The following is a 17,527-nucleotide window of genomic DNA, read 5'->3' as shown; positions in this document are numbered from 1 at the left end:
CTAATGATGATTGGTGGGATCGATATCGAAGGGATGTTGAACGAAAGAGAGTGTTTATTGAGGAGTGGAAGGAAGAATGAAAACTGCCTTATTTTCTGTAGTCGCGTGCGTTTTGTTTGGTTGCTCAACAGGTATTACTGGAACTGTTTCGTTTTGGGATCAGAAGACCCTCGAGGTTACCCCTGAACCGAACTCAGTGGACGATCAGTTGGAAGCCCTGAGTAATAGTTGATCCGAGGAAACTGGCTACTAGTGCGTGTCAAAACGGAGATTTCCGGTTCGTCGGAGTTATGGGTGTTGAAATATCGATACCTGGCCTGACAGCGGAGGATCCACGCATTGAGCAGCATGGACTAAAGGTCATTTTCTTGGACGTCTGATGATATCGAATCAGAGATACAGGCTCGGGTTGTCGCACAGGCCGTCAAGTTTGCAGAAAGTTACAATGTTCAGTTGTTGAGGCATTTGAATCAACGAAGTGACTGAATCCGCACTATAGGAACCAACTTCTGTTTTTTCCATCGGCTGAGGTGGCATCTATTCCACCAGCCTGGGGTAGAGGACGGAGCGGAACGCCGCGCAAGCGGCGGTCCGGTTCGGGTGCTTCCCTTTAGCTTATAGCACATATCTGAACGCGGTTTTTCGACCAAATACCACTAAGGTGCTGATGAGTAGTGACTTAACGAAAAATCGGTCAATCCGGAATAATCCCCCGAAAATCCACCCTAAAACGGGGGGTCCCGGCAGACCCCCAAAATCCGCCTCAGGAGGCCTTTTCGATGGCTCCCTCGATCATGTCCAGGATCATGGCCTGTTTGGCCCTTGGAAGGCGTCCCAGACGCTCTGTGAGCTGTTCGGCTCTTGAGGTCGGTCCCCGCTTTCTTGGCTCAGCCGTGCTTGAACCGATCAAATCTGCCTCACTGCAGCCGAGGGCCTCGGCCAGTTTGGGTAGAATCGTGACCGGAAATCGCCGGAACCCTCGCTCGTAGTGACCGTATCGGCCCTCGGTGGTCCCGAGGTGTTGGGCCACCGCTGCCTGGGTCAATCCGGCAGCCTTGCGCCGCTCGGTGACGCGTCTGGGAAGCTGTTGTGCGAGATCTTTGCTCAAAATGAGAAACGGGTTCGTGGGCGGCATTATACGAAGGGTTTTCATTTTTGGGAAAATTAGAGGTTGCAAAGACTACAGAACGTAGGCTTACAAAACGTAGTTTATTTTGCAACTTCAGACTTGACGCAATTTTGAGAACACACGCCGATGGCCCGCATTCCCGAGGAGGAACTTGAGCGTCTGAAACGCGAGGTGGACCTGGCTTCGCTGGTTCGCTCGAAGAACATCGAGCTAAAAGCCCATGGCTCAAAAGACCTGATCGGGCGCTGCCCCTTCCACCAGGACGATTCCCCGTCCTTCATCGTCACGCCGTCAAAGAACCTCTTCCATTGCCTGGGCTGCGGAGCAGGCGGCAGTGTGATCGACTTCGTGATGAAACACGACGGGGTGTCCTTCCGTCACACGGTGGAGCTGCTGCGCGAATCGGGTCCCCAACTCTTCGGCGGCGCCACCGTCAAAGTCTCGACCGTGCCCAAACTGCAAAGCCCGGTCGCCTTCGATGCCGACGACCAGGCCCTCTTCAAGCAGGTGCTCGACTATTACCACGAGCGGCTTCTGCAGTCGAAACCGGCCCTGGATTACCTCCAATCACGAACCATCACGCAAGAGGCGATCGAGACCTTCCGGATCGGCCTTGCCGACCGCACCCTTGGTCTTCGCCTGCCGCAGAAGAACCGGCGCGACGGCGCTGAAGTGCGCCAACGTCTGACCAGGCTCGGCTCTACCGGCAATCCGGCCACGAACACTTCAGCAGCTGTGCCGTCTTTCCGTCTGCTCGAAAACCGGCGAGGTGACCGAGGTCTACGGTCGACGCTGTCGGCCAGCAGGCAAGCGGGGTCTACCACCTCACCTGCGGACCGCATCGGGGCCTGTTCAACCCGCAAGCCTTCGATTCGCCCGAAGTGATACTGACCGAGTCAGTCATCGACCTTGACCTTTTGGTGCGCCGGACTGCGCAACGTCGCCTGCATCTGGGGCACCGAGGGTTTTCCGAGGATCATCAGGAAGCCTTCCGTCAAAGCAAAACCCAGCGTGTGCTGCTCGCCTACGACGGGGACGAAGCCGGAGACCGTGCGGCCGAAAGAGACGCGGCCCGCCTGGTTCACTGAACATCGACTGCCATCAGGGTCGGTTTTCCCCGAGGCATGGACCCCAACGAATACGCCCGAAGATTCCAACCGGCCAGGAAATCCCTGCCGCTGGTTCTGCAGTCAGCCAAGCCTGCGCAAGGTCCGCCGAAGGCGCTGGCAGGGGATCGACCTTCCCGTATCAACAAGTCAGATACTGTACTGATACCCGACCAGCTGCTAACTCTTTAGCTGCTAAGGATAAGGAACTCGGTCGAAACGAAGGAGGCGACGCCGAGTAACCCGATCGTCGCGCAGGTCAAAGAGCACGGTGAACGTTGCTCTGGACATCAGGGACCGCTCCTGCGGGTGCCGGACTGGCCCATAACGCCGCACCCTTGAGGTTTGAAAATCAATCTGCGCGTCATGCACGAGGGCTTTTTCATGTCGACAACCTCGACCTTTACCAGGCCCGGCAGCGAAACGCCTTCATCCTGGCCGCGACCGAGGAAACAGGGCTGAAGGCCGAACTGCTCAAGCGCGACCTGGGCAAGGTATTGCTCGCTCTGGAAAACCTTCAGGAGAAGCGGCTGCGCGAGGATCTGCAGATCAAGCCGAGCGGACCCAAGCTGACCGATGACGAACGCAAGAGCGCCCTGGAGCTGCTGCGTGATCCGCACTTACTCGAACGCATCCTGTGCGACCTGGACGCCTGCGGGGTCATCGGCGAGGAAACCAACAAGCTGGCCGGTTACCTGGCGGCGGTCTCGCGCAAGCTCGATCGGCCCCTGGCCATCATCATCCAGTCGACCAGCGCGGCGGGCAAAACCAGTCTGATGGACGCGATCCTGGAGCTGATGCCGCAGGAGGAACGAACCAAATACTCGGCCATGACCGGGCAGAGTCTCTACTACCTGGGCGAGTCGGATCTGAAGCACAAGATCCTGGCCATCGTCGAGGAAGAAGGCGCGGAGAAAGCCTCCTACGCGCTGAAGCTGCTGCAGTCAGGAAGGGGAGTTGACGTAAGCACGGGCAAGGACGACAACAGGCGAAAAACCGAAAATGCCCACGTCGAAGGCCCAACCGCGATCTTCCTGACGACAACCGCCATCGACATCGACGAAGAACTGCTCAACCGCTGCCTGGTCCTGACGGTCGACGAAAGCCGGGAACAGACTCAGGCCATCCATACCCTGCAGCGCGACGCCGACACCCTGGCCGGACTCAAGCGCAAGGTGGAACAAGAGCGCATCATCCGCGCCACCGCAACGCCCAGCGGCTGCTTCGGCCTGCACGTGGTCAACCCGTTCGCACCGCGCCTGACCTTCCGCAGCGATCGTACCCGAACCCGCCGCGATCACCTCAAATACCTGACCCTGATCCGCGCCATCGCCCTGCTGCACCAGCATCAGCGATTCGTCAAAAAAGAGGCCGGACTCGAATACATCGAAGTGACCCTTGCGGACATCGCTTCCGCCAACCGCATCGCCCATGAGGTCCTGGGCCGTTCACTGGATGAACTGCCTCCGCAGACGCGTCGACTGCTCGGGCTGCTCGAGGGCATGGTGGCTGAAATCTCCCGCAAAAAAGGGATCGACCGCGACCAATGCGTCTTCACCCGCAGAGAAGTGCGCGCCTTCACCGGCTGGAGCGAGTTCCAGACCCGGACCCACCTGAGCAAGTTGCAGGACATGGAGTACGTCCTGGCCCACTATGGCCGCCGGGGGCAGAACTTCGTTTACGAGCTGACCTTCGACGGTGATGCCGAAAGCAAACGGCCCCAGTTGATCGGCCTGATCGACGTGGACCGGCTCAAGTCTGAGGGTGCGATACAAAGTACGGGCACCAAAAAGGCCGCTTCGAGCAGCCAACGAGCCCTCATCGAGCCCGCTTCGAGAAACGGCAAAACGCCTTCAAACATCAGCCCGTCAGTCGTTTGCGCCGAACCTCGTGGAAATCCTGAAAATCACAAGGCCCCCCTCGAAGCCCGGGCCGTGTCGTAGCGTAGTGGTGGGATGGCAAAAAAGGGGCAAAAGCTGGCCAAGGTCCCGGTCGGCGACACCAGCGATCCGCTGGGTTTTGCGGCCCTTCGGGACATGCACCTGGAGCACCTCGCGGTTCGCAATTACTCGGCCGTGACCGTGGCCAACAAGCAAAGTTACATCAACCACTTCATCCTCTGGGCCGAGGAGCGCAGTCTGACCCGGCCCGATCAGATCACCAAGCCGATCCTCGAGCGTTACCAGCGCTGGCTCTACACCTACCGCGACCCGAAGAGCGCAAAGAAGCTAAGCTTCCGCTCCCAGCATGCCCGATTGCTGCCGCTTCGCGCCTTCTTCAAGTGGCTGTGCCGGCGCGATCTCTTGCCGGCCAATCCGGCGGCCGACCTGGAACTGCCCAAACTCGAAAAGCGGCTTCCCCGTCATGTCCTCAATGCCCGGGAAGCCGAGTTGGTCCTGGCCCAGCCCGATGTGCTGACCCCGATGGGCCTGCGCGACCGGGCGCTTATGGAAATGCTCTACTCGACCGGCATGCGTCGCATGGAGGTGGCCGGACTGAAACTCTACGACGTGGATCCGGACCGAAGGCTGGTCTTTGTGCGGCTGGGCAAGGGCAAGAAGGACAGGATGGTGCCGATCGGGGAACGGGCATTGTCGTGGGTCAACAAATACACCGAGGAAGCCCGTCCGAGTCTGTCTTGTTCCAGGAGTGATGAGGCGCTCTTTTTGACCAACCTGGGCGAGGCCTTTACCCCCAACCGCCTGACCCAGCTGGTGCGCGATTACGTGCAGGCGGCCGACATTGGCAAGACCGGCAGCTGTCACCTCTTCCGGCATGCGGCCGCCACGCTGATGCTGGAGAATGGAGCGGACATCCGCTTCATCCAGGCCATGCTCGGGCACGCCAAGCTGGAGACGACCCAGATCTACACGCATCTGTCCATCAAGCAGCTCCAGGAAGTGCACGCGGCCACGCACCCGGCCGCCCGTCTTGAGCGACGTCGAAAGGCCAGGATCGGTAAACGCTCGAAAGTCGAGCAGGAGGCATAAAAGCAACTCGCCTTCTTCTTCCTTAGCTGCCAGTCTTCTGCCTTCAAAGCAATGGTCGCTGCCGCCCACAGAATCGAGGCCGAGCAACCCGACGTGGCTGGGGAAAACCGCGTCTGGGATTTTTTGGGCGCGTCACCGAATCGCCTCGGGCAGGCGGCCACGCAAGTCGCTGACTGCGACTGGGAAATGACCGTCCGTCTCTACGACTCGCGTCGGGGTCCCTCTTTGGCCCAAAGGGGGGACAGTGAGATTTCAACGGTCAGAGTTCAGCACACCGTGAAGACGGTGGATGAGTTGGTAGCTGATATCGAGTTCGTGCTAAAAGCGATGGATGAAGCTACCGACGGGAAATACGGGTTTTACAGTGAAGAAGCTGTTGAGCTTCTCTTGGGCACTGCTCTTCAGGAAAGTGGTGGGCTTCGATGGCGAAGCAGCTAGGTGGCGGACCTGCTCGAGGCCTTTTTCAGATGGAGGAAAAGACATACAATGACATCTGGGAGAACTTGGCTGAAATATAGGTCCGACACATAGCTAAAGTCCTTCAAGGTGCAACACCGGCGGGAGAAGACTTGGGCTTTTCGCAGATCGAATTCGACGATTTGTATGCCGCTGCGATGGCCAGACTGAAATGCTATCGCGCGAAAGGATCAATTCCAACAACACTAGAGGGCAGGCTGAGTATTGGAAGGAGCACTACAATACGCCGTTAGGTAAAGGAACAGTTGAGGAATACATTGAGAACTGGAAACGAGCTACTGAAGGAGACTAGATGAAACGAATAGTTTTTTGGTCATTGGCCTTTGGGCTGCATTTAGGGTTATCGCTCAAGTAGAAGACCTGCCGAAGCTGAAGCTTGATGAGTGAGCGATTATCAACTAGGCGATGAGAACCTACCATTTGCTTATGTCCAAGCTGCGAAGATTCTATTCCAAGCAGACGACGGCTACCCTGCTGGTTCGAATGAAACATATCTCCTTTTTTTCGATCAAGATGGCTATGTTGTGATTGCAGACTCGTTTGTGGGGCACTCGGTCCAAGTTTGATATGCATGATCTAGATGGGGATAGAGAGGGTGAACTTATCGTGTATTACGCTTCGGGTGGGAACCAAAAACTTGTTCGAGTATACCAGTTTCGGAGGGATGGTGTCGCCCTAAAGTAGAGTCAGAAGTGACTTCTAGCAACTTGGGATCGATTAATGTCAGAGATGGCTTTATCGTAGTCGAAAATCAACGACGGATATCTGAAAAGACCGCGTCTCTGATGGTAGAGAGATTTGGTCTGAAAGACGGTAGGATCGTTTTGGTTGAGGAATCTGAAGAAGTGATACGGGAGTAAGCCCGGAAGTTTGGGTGCGACCGACGAAATTACGTCTGTGGTAGTCGAGTTGTTCGGGAGGGGGCGCGGAGTCCGGTAGGACATTACTCGCCGCAGCCCCCTTGTGAGCAACTCGGCTGGGGTGCCAATTTAGGCCAATTGAACCGAAGAAGCAGACGGGACGGACCGCCGTGAAACGGCGGTCCGTCCCGTGCCTTTCTTCTTTAGCTTATGGCGCATATCTCACCGCGGTTTTCCGCCCAAATATCACTAAGCTGCTGATGAGTAGCGCCTTAACTGAAAATCGACCGATTCGGAGAAAACCCCCGAAAATCCACCCCAAACCGAGGCTCCCGGCAGACCCCCAAAAACGGCCTCAGGAGGCCTTTTCGATGGCTCCCTCGATCATGTCCAGGATCATGGCCTGTTTGGCCCTTGGAAGGCGTCCCAGACGCTCTGTGAGCTGTTCGGCTCTTGAGGTCGGTCCCCGCTTTCTTGGCTCAGCCGTGCTTGAACCGATCAAATCTGCCTCACTGCAGCCGAGGGCCTCGGCCGGATTTGGGTAGAATCGTGACCGGAAATCGCCCGGAACCCTCGCTCGTAGTGACCGTATCGGCCCTCGGTGATCCCGAGGTGTTGGGCCACCGCTGCCTGGGCCAAATCCGGCAGCCTTGCCGCCGCTCGGTGACGCGTCTGAGGCTTGTTGTGCGAATCTTTGCTCAAAATGAGAAACGGGTTCGTGGGCGGCATTATACGAGAGAGTTTTCATTTTGGGAAAATTAGAGGTTGCAAAGACTACAGAACGTAGGCTTACAAAACGTAGTTTATTTTGCAACTTCAGACTTGACGCAATTTTGAGAACACACGCCGATGGCCCGCATTCCCGAGGGAGGAACTTGAGCGTCTGAAACGCGAGGTGGACCTGGCTTCGCTGGTTCGCTCCGAAGAACATCGAGCTAAAAGCCCATGGCTCAAAAGACCTGATCGAGGCGCTGCCCCTTCCACCAGGACGATTCCCCGTCCTTCATCGTCACGCCGTCAAAGAACCTCTTCCATTGCCTGGGCTGCGGAGCAGCGGCGAAAGTGTGATCGACTTCGTGATGAAACACGACGGGGAGTGTCCTTCCGTACCACGGTGGAGCTGCTGCGCGAATCGGGTCCCCAACTCTTCGGCGGCGCCACCATCAAAGTCTCGACCGTGCCCAAACTGCAAAGGCCCGGTCGCCTTCGATGCCGACGACCAGGCCCTCTTCAAGCAGGTGCTCTATTACCACGAGCGGCTTCTGCAGTCGAAACCGGCCCTGGATTACCTCCAATCACGAACCATCACGCAAGAGGCGATCGAGACCTTCCGGATCGGCCTTGCCGACCGCACCCTTGGTCTTCGCCTGCCGCAGAAGAACCGGCGCGACGGCGCTGAAGTGCGCCAACGTCTGACCAGGCTCGGGCTCTACCGGCAATCCGGCCACGAACACTTCAACGGCTGTGCCGTCTTTCCGATCTGCTCGAAAACCGGCGAGGTGACCGAGGTCTACGGTCGACGCATCGGCCAGCAGGCAAGCGGGGTCTACCACCTCTACCTGCCCGGACCGCATCGGGGCCTGTTCAACCCGCAAGCCTTCGATTCGCCCGAAGTGATACTGACCGAGTCAGTCATCGACGCCTTGACCTTTTGGTGCGCCGGACTGCGCAACGTCGCCTGCATCTGGGGCACCGAGGGTTTTTCCGAGGATCATCAGGAAGCCTTCCGTCAAAGCAAAACCCAGCGTGTGCTGCTCGCCTACGACGGGGACGAAGCCGGAGACCGTGCGGCCGAAAGAGACGCGGCCCGCCTGGGTTCACTGGGCATCGACTGCCATCGGGTCGGTTTTCCCCGAGGCATGGACCCCAACGAATACGCCCGAAAGGTCCAACCGGCCAGGAAATCCCTGCCGCTGGTTCTGCAGTCAGCCAAGCCCGTCCTGCGCAAGTCCTCCGAAGCCTTGGCGAAGGATCGACCTTCCCGTATCAACAAGTCAGATACTGTACCCAGTACAAAACCAGCTGCTAACTCTTTAGCTGCTAAGGATGGGAACTCGGTCGAAACGAAGGAGGCGACGCCGAGTAACCCGATCGTCGCGCAGGTCAAAGAGCACGGTGAAGACGTTGCTCTGGACATCGGGGACCGCTCCTACCGGGTGCGCGGACTGGCCCGCAACGCCACCCTTGAGGTTTTGAAAATCAATCTGCGCGTCATGCACGAGGGGCTTTTTCATGTCGACAACCTCGACCTTTACCAGGCCCGGCAGCGAAACGCCTTCATCCTGGCCGCGACCGAGGAAACAGGGCTGAAGGCCGAACTGCTCAAGCGACCTGGGCAAGGTATTACTCGCTCTGGAAAACCTTCAGGAGAAGCGGCTGCGCGAGGATCTGCAGATCAAGCCGAGCGGACCCAAGCTGACCGATGACGAACGCAAGAGCGCCCTGGAGCTGCTGCGTGATCCGCACTTACTCGAACGCATCCTGTGCGACCTGGACGCCTGCCAGGTCATCGGCGAGGAAACCAGCAAGCTGGCCGGTTACCTGGCGGCGGTCTCGCGCAAGCTCCGATCGGCCCCTGGCCATCATCATCCAGTCGACCAGCGCGGCGGGCAAAACCAGTCTGATGGACGCGATCCTGGAGCTGATGCCGCAGGAGGAACGAACCAAATACTCGGCCATGACCGGGCAGAGTCTCTACTACCTGGGCGAGTCGGATCTGAAGCACAAGATCCTGGCCATCGTCGAGGAAGAAGGCGCGGAGAAAGCCTCCTACGCGCTGAAGCTGCTGCAGTCGGAAGGGGAGTTGACCATCGCCAGCACGGGCAAGGACGACAACGGGCGGCTCAAAACCGAAGAGTACCACGTCGAAGGCCCGGCCGCGATCTTCCTGACGACAACCGCCATCGACATCGACGAAGAACTGCTCAACCGCTGCCTGGTCCTGACGGTCGACGAAAGCCGGGAACAGACTCAGGCCATCCATACCCTGCAGCGCGACGCCGACACCCTGGCCGGACTCAAGCGCAAGGTGGAACAAGAGCGCATCATCCGCACCCACCGCAACGCCCAGCGGCTGCTTCGGCCCCTGCACGTGGTCAACCCGTTCGCACCGCGCCTGACCTTCCGCAGCGATCATGCCCGAACCCGCCGCGATCACCTCAAATACCTGACCCTGATCCGCGCCATCGCCCTGCTGCACCAGCATCAGCGATTCGTCAAAAAAGAGGCCGGACTCGGAGAAATACATCAGTGACCCTTGCGGACATCGCTTCCACGCCAACCGCATCACCATGCCCAGGTCCTGGGCCGTTCACTGGATGAACTGCCTCCGCAGACGCGTCGACTGCTCGGGCTGCTCGAGGGCATGGTGGCTGAAATCTCCCGCAAAAAAGGGATCGACCGCGACCAATGCGTCTTCACCCGCAGAGAAGTGCGCGCCTTCACCGGCTGGAGCGAGTTCCAGACCCGGACCCACCTGAGCAAGTTGCAGGACATGGAGTACGTCCTGGCCCACTATGGCCGCCGGGGGCAGAACTTCGTTTACGAGCTGACCTTCGACGGTGATGCCGAAAGCAAACGGCCCCAGTTGATCGGCCTGATCGACGTGGACCGGCTCAAGTCTGAGGGTGCGATAAAGAAATGCCGGGCACCAAAAAGGCCGCTTCGAGCAGCCAACAGGCCCTCATCGAGCCCGCTTCGAGAAACGGCAAGCACTAAAACATCCAGCCCGTCAGTCGTTTGCGCCGAACCTCGTGGAAATCCTGAAAATCACAAAGGCCCCCTCGAAGCCCGGGCCGTGTCGTAGCGTAGTGGTGGGATGGCAAAAAAGGGGCAAAAGCTGGCCAAGGTCCCGGTCGGCGACACCAGCGATCCGCTGGGTTTGCGGCCCTTCGGGACATGCACCTGGAGCACCTCGCGGTTCGCAATTACTCGGCCGTGACCAGCAGCCCAACAAAGCAAAGTTACATCAGCCACTTCATCCTCTGGGCCGAGGGTACCAGTCTGACCCGGCCCGATCAGATCACCAAGCCGATCCTCGAGCGTTACCAGCGCTGGCTCTACACCTACCGCGACCCGAAGAGCGCAAAGAAGCTAAGCTTCCGCTCCCAGCATGCCGGTACGCTTCGCGCCTTCTTCAAGTGGCTGTGCCGGCGCGATCTCCTACCCGACCAATCCGGCGGCCGACCTGGAACTGCCCAAACTCGAAAAGCGGCTTCCCCGTCATGTCCTCAATGCCCGGGAAGCCGAGTTGGTCCTGGCCCAGCCCGATGTGCTGACCCCGATGGGCCTGCGCGACCGGGCGCTTATGGAAATGCTCTACTCGACCGGCATGCGTCGCATGGAGGTGGCCGCTTTGAAGCTCTACGACGTGGATCCGGACCGAAGGCTGGTCTTTGTGCGGCTGGGCAAGGGCAAGAAAGACCGGATGGTGCCGATCGGGAACGCGCTTTGTCATGGGTGAACAAGTACACCGAGGAAGCCGCCGGGTGTCCTCTTCCAGGAGTGATGAGGCGCTCTTTTTGACCAACCTGGGGGAAGCCTTTACCCCCAACCGCCTGACCCAGATGGTGCGCGATTACGTGCAGGCGGCCGACATCGGCAAGACCGGCAGCTGTCACCTCTTCCGGCACGCGGCCGCAACGCTGATGCTGGAGAATGGAGCGGACATCCGCTTCATCCAGGCCATGCTCGAACAAGCTGGAACGACCCAGATCTACACGCATCTGTCCATCAAGCAGCTCCAGGAAGTGCACGCGGCCACGCACCCGGCCGCCCGTCTTGAGCGACGTCGAAAGGCCAGGATCGGCAGACATTCGGACGACGGTCAGGAGGCGTAAAAGCAACTCGCCTTCTTCTTCCTTAGCTGCCAGTCTTCCTTCTTCAAAGCAATGGTCGCCCTGACTCAGTGGATCGAAGAAAAGCAACCCGATGTGGTCGCCGGAAACCGCGTCTGGGATTTTTTGGGCGATACCCCCGGAAGTGTCCGGCAAACGGCGGCGCAAGTCGCTGACTGCGACTGGGAAAAAGGCTTGGTCGACTACGATTGGCGTCGGGTTCCCTCTTTGGCCCAAAGTGGCGAGGGTGCGAAGATCGCGATCTTGCGGGTCGATTCGGTTCTAGATTATCGTGTTAACGATAAAGGCCACGAAGGAACAAAACGGGATGTCGAATCGTTGATCGATGATCTTGATGGCAACTGGCTCAAGAACATATTTGTTAAACCTGTTCTAGATGAGAATGACTCTATATTGTATTTTCGTGTTCGAGATTTGAACGACATTGACGATGAGTATTCCGGCTATGACGCGGTATTTGTTTTTTCGCACGGAGATCTTGCCGGAAACGCAGTCATGATTGTTGGGGGGAGACCTGTTTATATGTCAGAGGAGGATTGGATTAGGGAGTTTAGAGAAATGGGAATAGATTGCAAAGGAGTTCAAGGTTGCATAAATGAAAAGGTAGTTTCGGGTACTTATGATTCCAAGGATCCTGCTACCAGATTAGATAACTCCATGAGACAAGTTAGAATATTTATCATGGTCGAACTACGGAAAAAATGAAAAGGATTGGATGAGGTTTACATTGATATTTCTTTTGTTTTCTGCCCTAGGTTGTACTAGGGATGGAGATGCCGATTTGAAGAGAGTTTTGAACGAATCTTTAGGAGTCTCTATCTCTAATATGTATGATCTCGATGAAGTGGAACGAGAGTTTTTGGCCCGATTTCCTCTGGGTACAACGAAGCAGGATTTGCTGAAGGCTCTTTCGCAATCAGATCCGGATAGCGGAGTTTCTTTTATTGACGTGGAGGATAAGATAGTCGTCCAGTGCGATGTGGCTGAGTCGGGATACGTAACGACAGCCTTCCGTTTTGAGGGGCAACGCCTTTACCGCGTTGATTCCTTTGCATCGAACCGAAACATAAAAGATAGGCCAAAGTGACGATGAACATCAGAGGCTGAGATTACTCGCAGGCATCAGCCAAGAGGTAAAAGGATTCGTCTAGGATGTTGGAATCAACGTAAGCGTCCGAGCTTCTGCCTCCCGCCGAGGCATTGATCGTAACGGATAATGCGTCTTGCTGGTCACCTATGATATGCATCAATGGTGACGGATAGTAATGCAGATAGGACGAATCAAGCCGGTTGCCAGTTGGCCGGCAGCAGCGAGGTGAAGTCATCCTGGTTGGTCATAGACGGGATGCGCCGCAGGACATCGGCGAGGTAAGCCTGGGGATCTTTACCATGGCGTTGACACGAGACAACCAGCGAGTAGATCACCGCGGAGCGCTCCCCGGCATCGGGATGTCCGATGAACAGCCAGTTTTTTTTCCCAATGGCCGAGGGGCGTATGGCCTGCTCGATCAGATTGTTGTCCAGGCGGGTTCGGCCGTATCGAAGGTGGGCGCTCAGGGGTTTCCACTGATTGAGCAGGTAGCCGCAGGCCTTGCCCAGAAGCTGGTTGGGCAAGCAGCGTTGCTGCAAAACCACCGCGAGCTGGTGGAGCCACTTGAGAGTTCGAGCGAAGTGTTTTTGCCTGAGCCGGGATCGCTCGATGGCATCGATTCCCTGTTCATCCCACTGGCGCTCCAGCTGGTAGAGCCGGCCGATGAGTCGCAGGGCGACTCTGGTGGCCTTGGGATTCTCGGATTGAGCCTCGAAGAAACCGCGCCTGGCATGGGCCCAGCAACCGACCCAGACGACCCCTTCATGGGCGCCGGCATAAGATTCATAGGCAGCGTAGCCGTCGGATTGCATCAGGCCCTCAAAATCGTCTCCAAGCAGGCGGTTGACCTCGCCATACTGGCGCGAAGGTGCCCAGACGAAGTAGACATCGGATCCGGGCCGTCCCATCACCCAAAAGTAACCCTGGAATGTTTTCCCACGTTTGAGGTCGGGGTCCCGACAACGCACCGGTGTTTCATCAATCTGCACGTATCCCCCGGCGAGCAACTGCTGGCGGATCAAATGGTAGAGAGGCATAAGCCACATGGCGACCGCCTCAATCCAGTCGGACATGCTCTGTCGGGAGATCGGAGCTTTCCAGCGTTCCAACATGCGCTGTTGGCGATAGAGAGGCAGATGGTCCACGTATTTGCTGACCGCCACATGGGCGATCAGGCCGGCCGAGGCGAACCCGCCCTCGATGGCCCGCTTGGGCGCCGGGGCCACTACCGGGGGACGCGAACGATCCATGCGATGCCGATACTTGGGCCGGATAATCTCCCGCTTGAACAACTGCGGGGGCACGATGTCCACCTCGAAGGTGCGTTCCTCGCCGATCTGCTCAAAGGCATCCGGGTCGGCCTCCACCTCTTCGGGCTCAATGACCACGGTTTCCTTCACCGGCAGGTGGGCAAACTTCTCAGCTGGGGTGGGAACCTTTTCGCGGGGTGTCCGTCGCTCGTAACTGATCTTCTGGATCTGCTCGACCTCACCGGTGAGTTTTTGAAGCTCTCCAAGCTTGAGTTGAAGCTGTGCGGGGTCGAGCTTCTCGCTCTTGCCACCGCCAAACATCTGGCGTTTGAGCCACTCAATCTGCGCCTGAAGCTCCAAGAGCCGCTGCTTGAGCTGCAGGTTTTCGGCATAGAGTTCTTCGGCGGGAGGCATTCCAAGTATCCATATATAGGATACTTGCAATAACAAGCCTTTTTATCGTTCATACCACGCTTTTTGCATGCCTTTTTTAAGGTCGATTCCGGCGATGAGCATGGTCAAGGCTTCCGGACTCATCGCAAGCTTGCCTCCCGTGCGATCCATGGGCCAGCTGAACCGTCCAGCCTCCAACCTCTTGGCCAGAACCCAGACACCGGTTCCATCCCAGTAGAGCAGCTTGAGCCGGTCACGCTTCTTGTTGGTGAAGGCAAAGACCGCTCCGCTCTTGGGATCCTCCCGCAGTTTTTCACTGGCCACCGCCCAGAGCCCGTTGAACTGCTTGCGCATATCCACCGCTTCCAACGCCAGGAAGATCCGAAGCCCCGCCGGGAACGCCAGCATCGCTTCAGCTCTCCAGCAGGCGGATCAACCGTGCCAACGATTCGACCTCGTCTCCCCGAACCACCATCCCGCAGACCAAGGTCACTTCCAGGCGAACCGCCGGGGTCGTCGGCAGCCTCGTTTCAAGAAAGCGCGGCCCGGGTTGCGCTTTTCGGCCAGCCCGCCGGTGGCGCCCAAGCTGGGCCACGAAAGTATGATACTTCACTCCTTCATGACGGGCGAACTGGGCCTGGGTCATCCCGCTGGCCTCATAGCGCTCGATCAACTCGCTCCACGCACTGGAATCCAGGATCTGGCGGCCGCGGGTATCACGCTTGGGCTCCCCGTCAGTTATCTCGGCCAATATCGTCTCTGACATCCAGCCAGACTATCCCAATCCGCCGCACTTGACTACGAGGTCTCAGAGCGGACACTTACGATCAAGTGCCTCAACTACTAACTGCAAAGCCTGACCCGTTTCGGCCTCCTCACCCGACGGACCAGGATCACCTTGCAGCGCGTCCCGTCGGTATCCCGATGCTCAATCGGGGACGACGTTGATGCCCTTCAACCCAAAATGTCGGGTGCCGGCGATCAGATGGCGATCGTTGGAATAGATCTTTGTGAAACCGTTCTCCCGGGCAGAGACGAGATGGAGGGCATCGGCGGCCCGCAGCGGGGTCTTCCGCTGCAGCTTCAGGACCGAGGCAAAGGCCGCATCGAGGAGCGATGAATCCAAGGGTAGCCATGAGATCAGTCCCTTCGAAGTGTCCAGCTCGATCAGGTTCATCCGGGCGACCAGCCCCTTTCGATCGATGGAACCTTCGCGTAACTTTCGATGGAAAACATAGGCCAGTTCCACCCGGCCATGCGCACTGCAGGCCACCGCATCGAATGAGCCCACCAGTTCCCGGACCTCCTCAGATCCGTGCTCTCTGAAGTAGAGCTTGGCAAGAAAAGCCGTATCCAGATAGATCACGACCCCACTCCGCGATCACGGTCCTCTGAAACAGCACGGGTGCTGTCGACTCCCCCCACCGCTTCGTCCACGATCGCGGCGAACTCGGGATCAAGCAGTCTTTCACGCCATCCGTGCCCGTTCGAGGGACGTTGGGTCTGATCAAGGGACTGGAGCTCGGCCACCCGTTTCCCACGATCCGTGATGATGATCCGCTGTCGCGCAGCCGCTTTCCGCACGTAATGACCGGTGCGGGCATGCAACTCACGCAACGCAATCTCGATCGTCTTCATGGGTCGATTGAGACACATGAGACTCATTTTGTCAACAAGCGGTTCAGGAAGTGAAAGGTGTCACCGTTCACCTGTTCAAGCGGAGGCCGCAGGTTGGATGCCCCCATTGTCCGTGACTCGAATTGAGCTGAGCCCGGCCCGACCGGGCGGCTTCTACAGCCCGAAGAACCGTTTGGCGTTGGCGCTGCCGATCTTGCGCATCGTGGACTTCGCGATGCCCGAGCACCTGAGATGATCGACATTGGCTTGCGTCACCATGAGCGGCGTGTGTGAGCCGAAGACGATCCGTTCCGCCGGAAGTTTGCCGAGCAACTCCTCGATCAGGTATTGCCAGTCGGCAAAGGAGAAATCGGTCAGGAAGTTCCCACATTTCTCGGCCAGCTCAAGGATCTCCGGCCGGTAGAGGCCGAGGCAGAGGTACTTGAAATCGCCGTGGCGTCGGGAGAATGACGCCAGATCCCTGACCCGGACGCCGGCAATCTTCAGGCCGAAGTACTGGTGGCGCTCATCGACCATCCGGATGTTCACCATCAGTTTCAGGTCGTGACTCCTGACATAATCGACCAGCCGGTCCATGGCGGGACCCGTCAGGGAAAAGCGGTGAAAGTTCGGAAAGACCTTAATGGCCCGGATGCCCTGTTGCTCCCGGTAGCGGTCAAGAAGATCCTCCCAACCGCGGAGAACGGGGCTGACGACGGGAATCGCGATCAGATCGTCCTGCTTGCGCAGTGCCGTGAAAAGGCGCTGGTTGCCATGATCCGGCTCCGGGTTGAAGATCGGCGCGACATGGGAAACCAGGGCGGTTCCGATTCCTGCGGCGGTCAACCGTTGACGCAGCTTCGCGGCGTTGGTGATCCCAACCGTGCCGAAGGGCCATTCACCGAAACAAACGTTGGTATCGATCAGGGGGTCGACGGACGGCATCAGTTGGTCCCTCCCAATCCGAGCCATCGGGCGGCGTTGTCGTAGAGAATCTTTGGTATGGCGCTGTCCGGGATATCCGCTGCGGTCACCCGGGCGATACAGGCACTCAATTCCCGGATGGGCAGGTCGGACCCGTAAAGGACCCGGTCGGCACCGAGCTTCTCGCAGGCAAACTCGACCAGACCGGCAAAGGGCAGGCAGGACGATGTATCGACGACCAGGTTGTCGAGACCAATCGCCTCAAGCACGCCCCGGTGTCCGATCCCGAAAAGATGGGCCATGATCACCCGGGTATTGGGATGACGCCGGGCCAATCCGCAGGTATCGATCGCATCGCTGTGGGTCTTGCGCATGCGCTGATGCTGGGTGGCCCAGGTGTGCTGGAGGACGGGAATCCCTTTTTCTTCCGCCGCCTTCATCAGCGGTTTCATCGATGGATGCGATGCGTTGTTGGCGATTTCCAGTTTGATTCCCTTGAAGCCCAGCCCGTCCACGCATCGGTCGAGTTCGGTCCGAAGCGACTTCTCCCCGAGCAGGGGATTGAGGTAACAGAAACCGATGAAGAAATCCGGATGCCGCTTCATCAGGGCATGGGTTTCATCATTGAGTTTCCGGAGCTGGGCCGCATTCGGCTTGGGACCGAACTTCAGGACGTCCCCAAGGGAGACCATCTTTTCCACTCCGAGTCCTTTGGCATGGCGGACCAGGCGGTCGATCCGCTTCATCGAGACCTCGTTCTCGAAGAAGATCGGGTGGGTATGAATGTCGATGATGCGGGCCACGATTCGAACGAAGGTAACCATTTGGTTATCTG

21 protein-coding genes are annotated in these 17,527 nt (G+C 58.0%); 10 read left to right on the top strand and 11 right to left on the bottom strand.

The features are described 5' to 3' along the window. Positions 1 to 763: 763 nt before the first annotated feature. A complete protein-coding gene (locus R3F07_11465) occupies positions 764 to 1,108 on the bottom strand; it encodes a helix-turn-helix transcriptional regulator (GenBank protein MEZ5276989.1) in 345 nt (114 codons plus the stop codon). A 147-nt stretch (positions 1,109 to 1,255) separates the two neighbouring features. On the opposite strand from R3F07_11465, the gene R3F07_11460 reads away from it, so the two are divergent. Continuing rightward, entirely contained in the window at positions 1,256 to 2,014 is a 759-nt protein-coding gene (locus tag R3F07_11460) for a CHC2 zinc finger domain-containing protein (protein ID MEZ5276988.1), read from the top strand. Between the two features lie 11 nt (positions 2,015 to 2,025). On the opposite strand, the gene R3F07_11455 is transcribed toward R3F07_11460, so the two are convergent. After that, a complete protein-coding gene (locus R3F07_11455; GenBank protein ID MEZ5276987.1) occupies positions 2,026 to 2,214 on the bottom strand; it encodes a hypothetical protein in 189 nt (62 codons plus the stop codon). Between the two features lie 359 nt (positions 2,215 to 2,573). On the opposite strand from R3F07_11455, the gene R3F07_11450 reads away from it, so the two are divergent. Genes R3F07_11450 through R3F07_11440 form a run of 3 tightly spaced genes read left to right on the top strand, consistent with a single transcriptional unit; the run spans position 2,574 to position 5,663 of the window. Next, positions 2,574 to 4,178 carry a hypothetical protein gene (locus tag R3F07_11450; GenBank protein MEZ5276986.1) on the top strand — a complete coding sequence of 535 codons (1,605 nt, stop codon included), beginning with the start codon at positions 2,574 to 2,576 and terminating at the stop codon, positions 4,176 to 4,178. Positions 4,179 to 4,190: 12 nt separating this feature from the next. After that, on the top strand, positions 4,191 to 5,225 hold the full coding sequence (gene xerC / locus R3F07_11445; protein ID MEZ5276985.1) for a site-specific tyrosine recombinase XerC: 1,035 nt from the start codon (positions 4,191 to 4,193) through the stop codon (positions 5,223 to 5,225). Positions 5,226 to 5,276: 51 nt separating this feature from the next. Continuing rightward, complete coding sequence (locus R3F07_11440; protein ID MEZ5276984.1) at positions 5,277 to 5,663, top strand: hypothetical protein; 387 nt, start codon at positions 5,277 to 5,279, stop codon at positions 5,661 to 5,663. A gap of 327 nt (positions 5,664 to 5,990) precedes the next feature. Here R3F07_11440 and R3F07_11435 read toward each other — a convergent pair whose 3' ends face one another. Both R3F07_11435 and R3F07_11430 read right to left on the bottom strand, forming a co-directional pair. Beyond that, positions 5,991 to 6,275 carry a hypothetical protein gene (locus tag R3F07_11435; protein MEZ5276983.1) on the bottom strand — a complete coding sequence of 95 codons (285 nt, stop codon included), beginning with the start codon at positions 6,273 to 6,275 and terminating at the stop codon, positions 5,991 to 5,993. Between the two features lie 1,237 nt (positions 6,276 to 7,512). Next, positions 7,513 to 7,650 carry a hypothetical protein gene (locus R3F07_11430; GenBank protein ID MEZ5276982.1) on the bottom strand — a complete coding sequence of 46 codons (138 nt, stop codon included), beginning with the start codon at positions 7,648 to 7,650 and terminating at the stop codon, positions 7,513 to 7,515. A gap of 150 nt (positions 7,651 to 7,800) precedes the next feature. Between R3F07_11430 and R3F07_11425 the strand changes: the two genes are divergently transcribed. The 6 genes from R3F07_11425 to R3F07_11400 all read left to right on the top strand — a co-directional run bounded on the left by R3F07_11425 (position 7,801) and on the right by R3F07_11400 (position 12,123). After that, a complete protein-coding gene (locus tag R3F07_11425) occupies positions 7,801 to 8,988 on the top strand; it encodes a toprim domain-containing protein (protein ID MEZ5276981.1) in 1,188 nt (395 codons plus the stop codon). After that, positions 8,985 to 9,815, top strand: coding sequence for a hypothetical protein (locus R3F07_11420; GenBank protein ID MEZ5276980.1), 831 nt, complete (start codon positions 8,985 to 8,987; stop codon positions 9,813 to 9,815). Before R3F07_11425 ends, R3F07_11420 begins: the two co-directional genes overlap by 4 nt. Before the next feature lie 3 nt (positions 9,816 to 9,818). Then, positions 9,819 to 10,367, top strand: a complete 549-nt coding sequence (locus R3F07_11415) for a hypothetical protein (protein ID MEZ5276979.1) — start codon at positions 9,819 to 9,821, stop codon at positions 10,365 to 10,367. Positions 10,368 to 10,673: 306 nt separating this feature from the next. Beyond that, positions 10,674 to 11,024 (top strand): tyrosine-type recombinase/integrase, encoded by a 351-nt coding sequence (locus tag R3F07_11410; protein ID MEZ5276978.1) that lies wholly within the window; start codon positions 10,674 to 10,676, stop codon positions 11,022 to 11,024. A gap of 25 nt (positions 11,025 to 11,049) precedes the next feature. Further along, positions 11,050 to 11,400, top strand: coding sequence for a tyrosine-type recombinase/integrase (locus R3F07_11405; GenBank protein ID MEZ5276977.1), 351 nt, complete (start codon positions 11,050 to 11,052; stop codon positions 11,398 to 11,400). Positions 11,401 to 11,451: 51 nt separating this feature from the next. Further along, positions 11,452 to 12,123, top strand: a complete 672-nt coding sequence (locus R3F07_11400) for a hypothetical protein (GenBank protein ID MEZ5276976.1) — start codon at positions 11,452 to 11,454, stop codon at positions 12,121 to 12,123. A 576-nt stretch (positions 12,124 to 12,699) separates the two neighbouring features. On the opposite strand, the gene R3F07_11395 is transcribed toward R3F07_11400, so the two are convergent. The 7 genes from R3F07_11395 to R3F07_11365 all read right to left on the bottom strand — a co-directional run bounded on the left by R3F07_11395 (position 12,700) and on the right by R3F07_11365 (position 17,516). After that, positions 12,700 to 14,172 (bottom strand): IS66 family transposase, encoded by a 1,473-nt coding sequence (locus R3F07_11395; protein ID MEZ5276975.1) that lies wholly within the window; start codon positions 14,170 to 14,172, stop codon positions 12,700 to 12,702. A gap of 42 nt (positions 14,173 to 14,214) precedes the next feature. Next, the gene (tnpB, locus tag R3F07_11390) at positions 14,215 to 14,559 is read right to left on the bottom strand and encodes an IS66 family insertion sequence element accessory protein TnpB (GenBank protein MEZ5276974.1); all 345 of its coding nucleotides are present in this window, start codon (positions 14,557 to 14,559) and stop codon (positions 14,215 to 14,217) included. Between the two features lie 4 nt (positions 14,560 to 14,563). Further along, on the bottom strand, positions 14,564 to 14,917 hold the full coding sequence (locus R3F07_11385) for a hypothetical protein (protein ID MEZ5276973.1): 354 nt from the start codon (positions 14,915 to 14,917) through the stop codon (positions 14,564 to 14,566). 162 nt (positions 14,918 to 15,079) lie between these two features. Beyond that, positions 15,080 to 15,517, bottom strand: a complete 438-nt coding sequence (locus R3F07_11380) for a type II toxin-antitoxin system VapC family toxin (protein MEZ5276972.1) — start codon at positions 15,515 to 15,517, stop codon at positions 15,080 to 15,082. Next, positions 15,514 to 15,789, bottom strand: a complete 276-nt coding sequence (locus tag R3F07_11375; GenBank protein ID MEZ5276971.1) for a type II toxin-antitoxin system prevent-host-death family antitoxin — start codon at positions 15,787 to 15,789, stop codon at positions 15,514 to 15,516. Before R3F07_11375 ends, R3F07_11380 begins: the two co-directional genes overlap by 4 nt. Positions 15,790 to 15,942: 153 nt before the next feature. Continuing rightward, positions 15,943 to 16,713: a hypothetical protein gene (locus R3F07_11370; protein MEZ5276970.1), complete on the bottom strand. Its 771-nt coding sequence runs from the start codon at positions 16,711 to 16,713 to the stop codon at positions 15,943 to 15,945. After that, positions 16,713 to 17,516: an amidohydrolase family protein gene (locus R3F07_11365; protein MEZ5276969.1), complete on the bottom strand. Its 804-nt coding sequence runs from the start codon at positions 17,514 to 17,516 to the stop codon at positions 16,713 to 16,715. The genes R3F07_11370 and R3F07_11365 overlap by 1 nt, the downstream gene beginning before the upstream one ends. Positions 17,517 to 17,527: the final 11 nt, after the last annotated feature.

This window comes from Opitutaceae bacterium (assembly GCA_041395105.1).
Taxonomy (GTDB): domain Bacteria; phylum Verrucomicrobiota; class Verrucomicrobiia; order Opitutales; family Opitutaceae; genus B12-G4.
Note: the sequence above shows the minus strand (reverse complement) of the source record. Positions and strands in the feature narration are given on the sequence as shown.

Coding starts and splice junctions, on each gene's coding strand:
- R3F07_11460 (MEZ5276988.1), top strand. CDS start 1,256: ATGGCCCGCATTCCCGAGGAGGAACTTGAGCGTCTGAAACGCGAGGTG.
- xerC (MEZ5276985.1), top strand. CDS start 4,191: ATGGCAAAAAAGGGGCAAAAGCTGGCCAAGGTCCCGGTCGGCGACACC.
- R3F07_11440 (MEZ5276984.1), top strand. CDS start 5,277: ATGGTCGCTGCCGCCCACAGAATCGAGGCCGAGCAACCCGACGTGGCT.
- R3F07_11435 (MEZ5276983.1), bottom strand. CDS start 6,275: ATGCATATCAAACTTGGACCGAGTGCCCCACAAACGAGTCTGCAATCA.
- R3F07_11420 (MEZ5276980.1), top strand. CDS start 8,985: ATGACGAACGCAAGAGCGCCCTGGAGCTGCTGCGTGATCCGCACTTAC.
- R3F07_11410 (MEZ5276978.1), top strand. CDS start 10,674: ATGCCGGTACGCTTCGCGCCTTCTTCAAGTGGCTGTGCCGGCGCGATC.
- R3F07_11400 (MEZ5276976.1), top strand. CDS start 11,452: ATGGTCGCCCTGACTCAGTGGATCGAAGAAAAGCAACCCGATGTGGTC.
- R3F07_11395 (MEZ5276975.1), bottom strand. CDS start 14,172: ATGCCTCCCGCCGAAGAACTCTATGCCGAAAACCTGCAGCTCAAGCAG.
- tnpB (MEZ5276974.1), bottom strand. CDS start 14,559: ATGCTGGCGTTCCCGGCGGGGCTTCGGATCTTCCTGGCGTTGGAAGCG.
- R3F07_11385 (MEZ5276973.1), bottom strand. CDS start 14,917: ATGTCAGAGACGATATTGGCCGAGATAACTGACGGGGAGCCCAAGCGT.
- R3F07_11375 (MEZ5276971.1), bottom strand. CDS start 15,789: ATGAAGACGATCGAGATTGCGTTGCGTGAGTTGCATGCCCGCACCGGT.
- R3F07_11370 (MEZ5276970.1), bottom strand. CDS start 16,713: ATGCCGTCCGTCGACCCCCTGATCGATACCAACGTTTGTTTCGGTGAA.
- R3F07_11365 (MEZ5276969.1), bottom strand. CDS start 17,516: ATGGTTACCTTCGTTCGAATCGTGGCCCGCATCATCGACATTCATACC.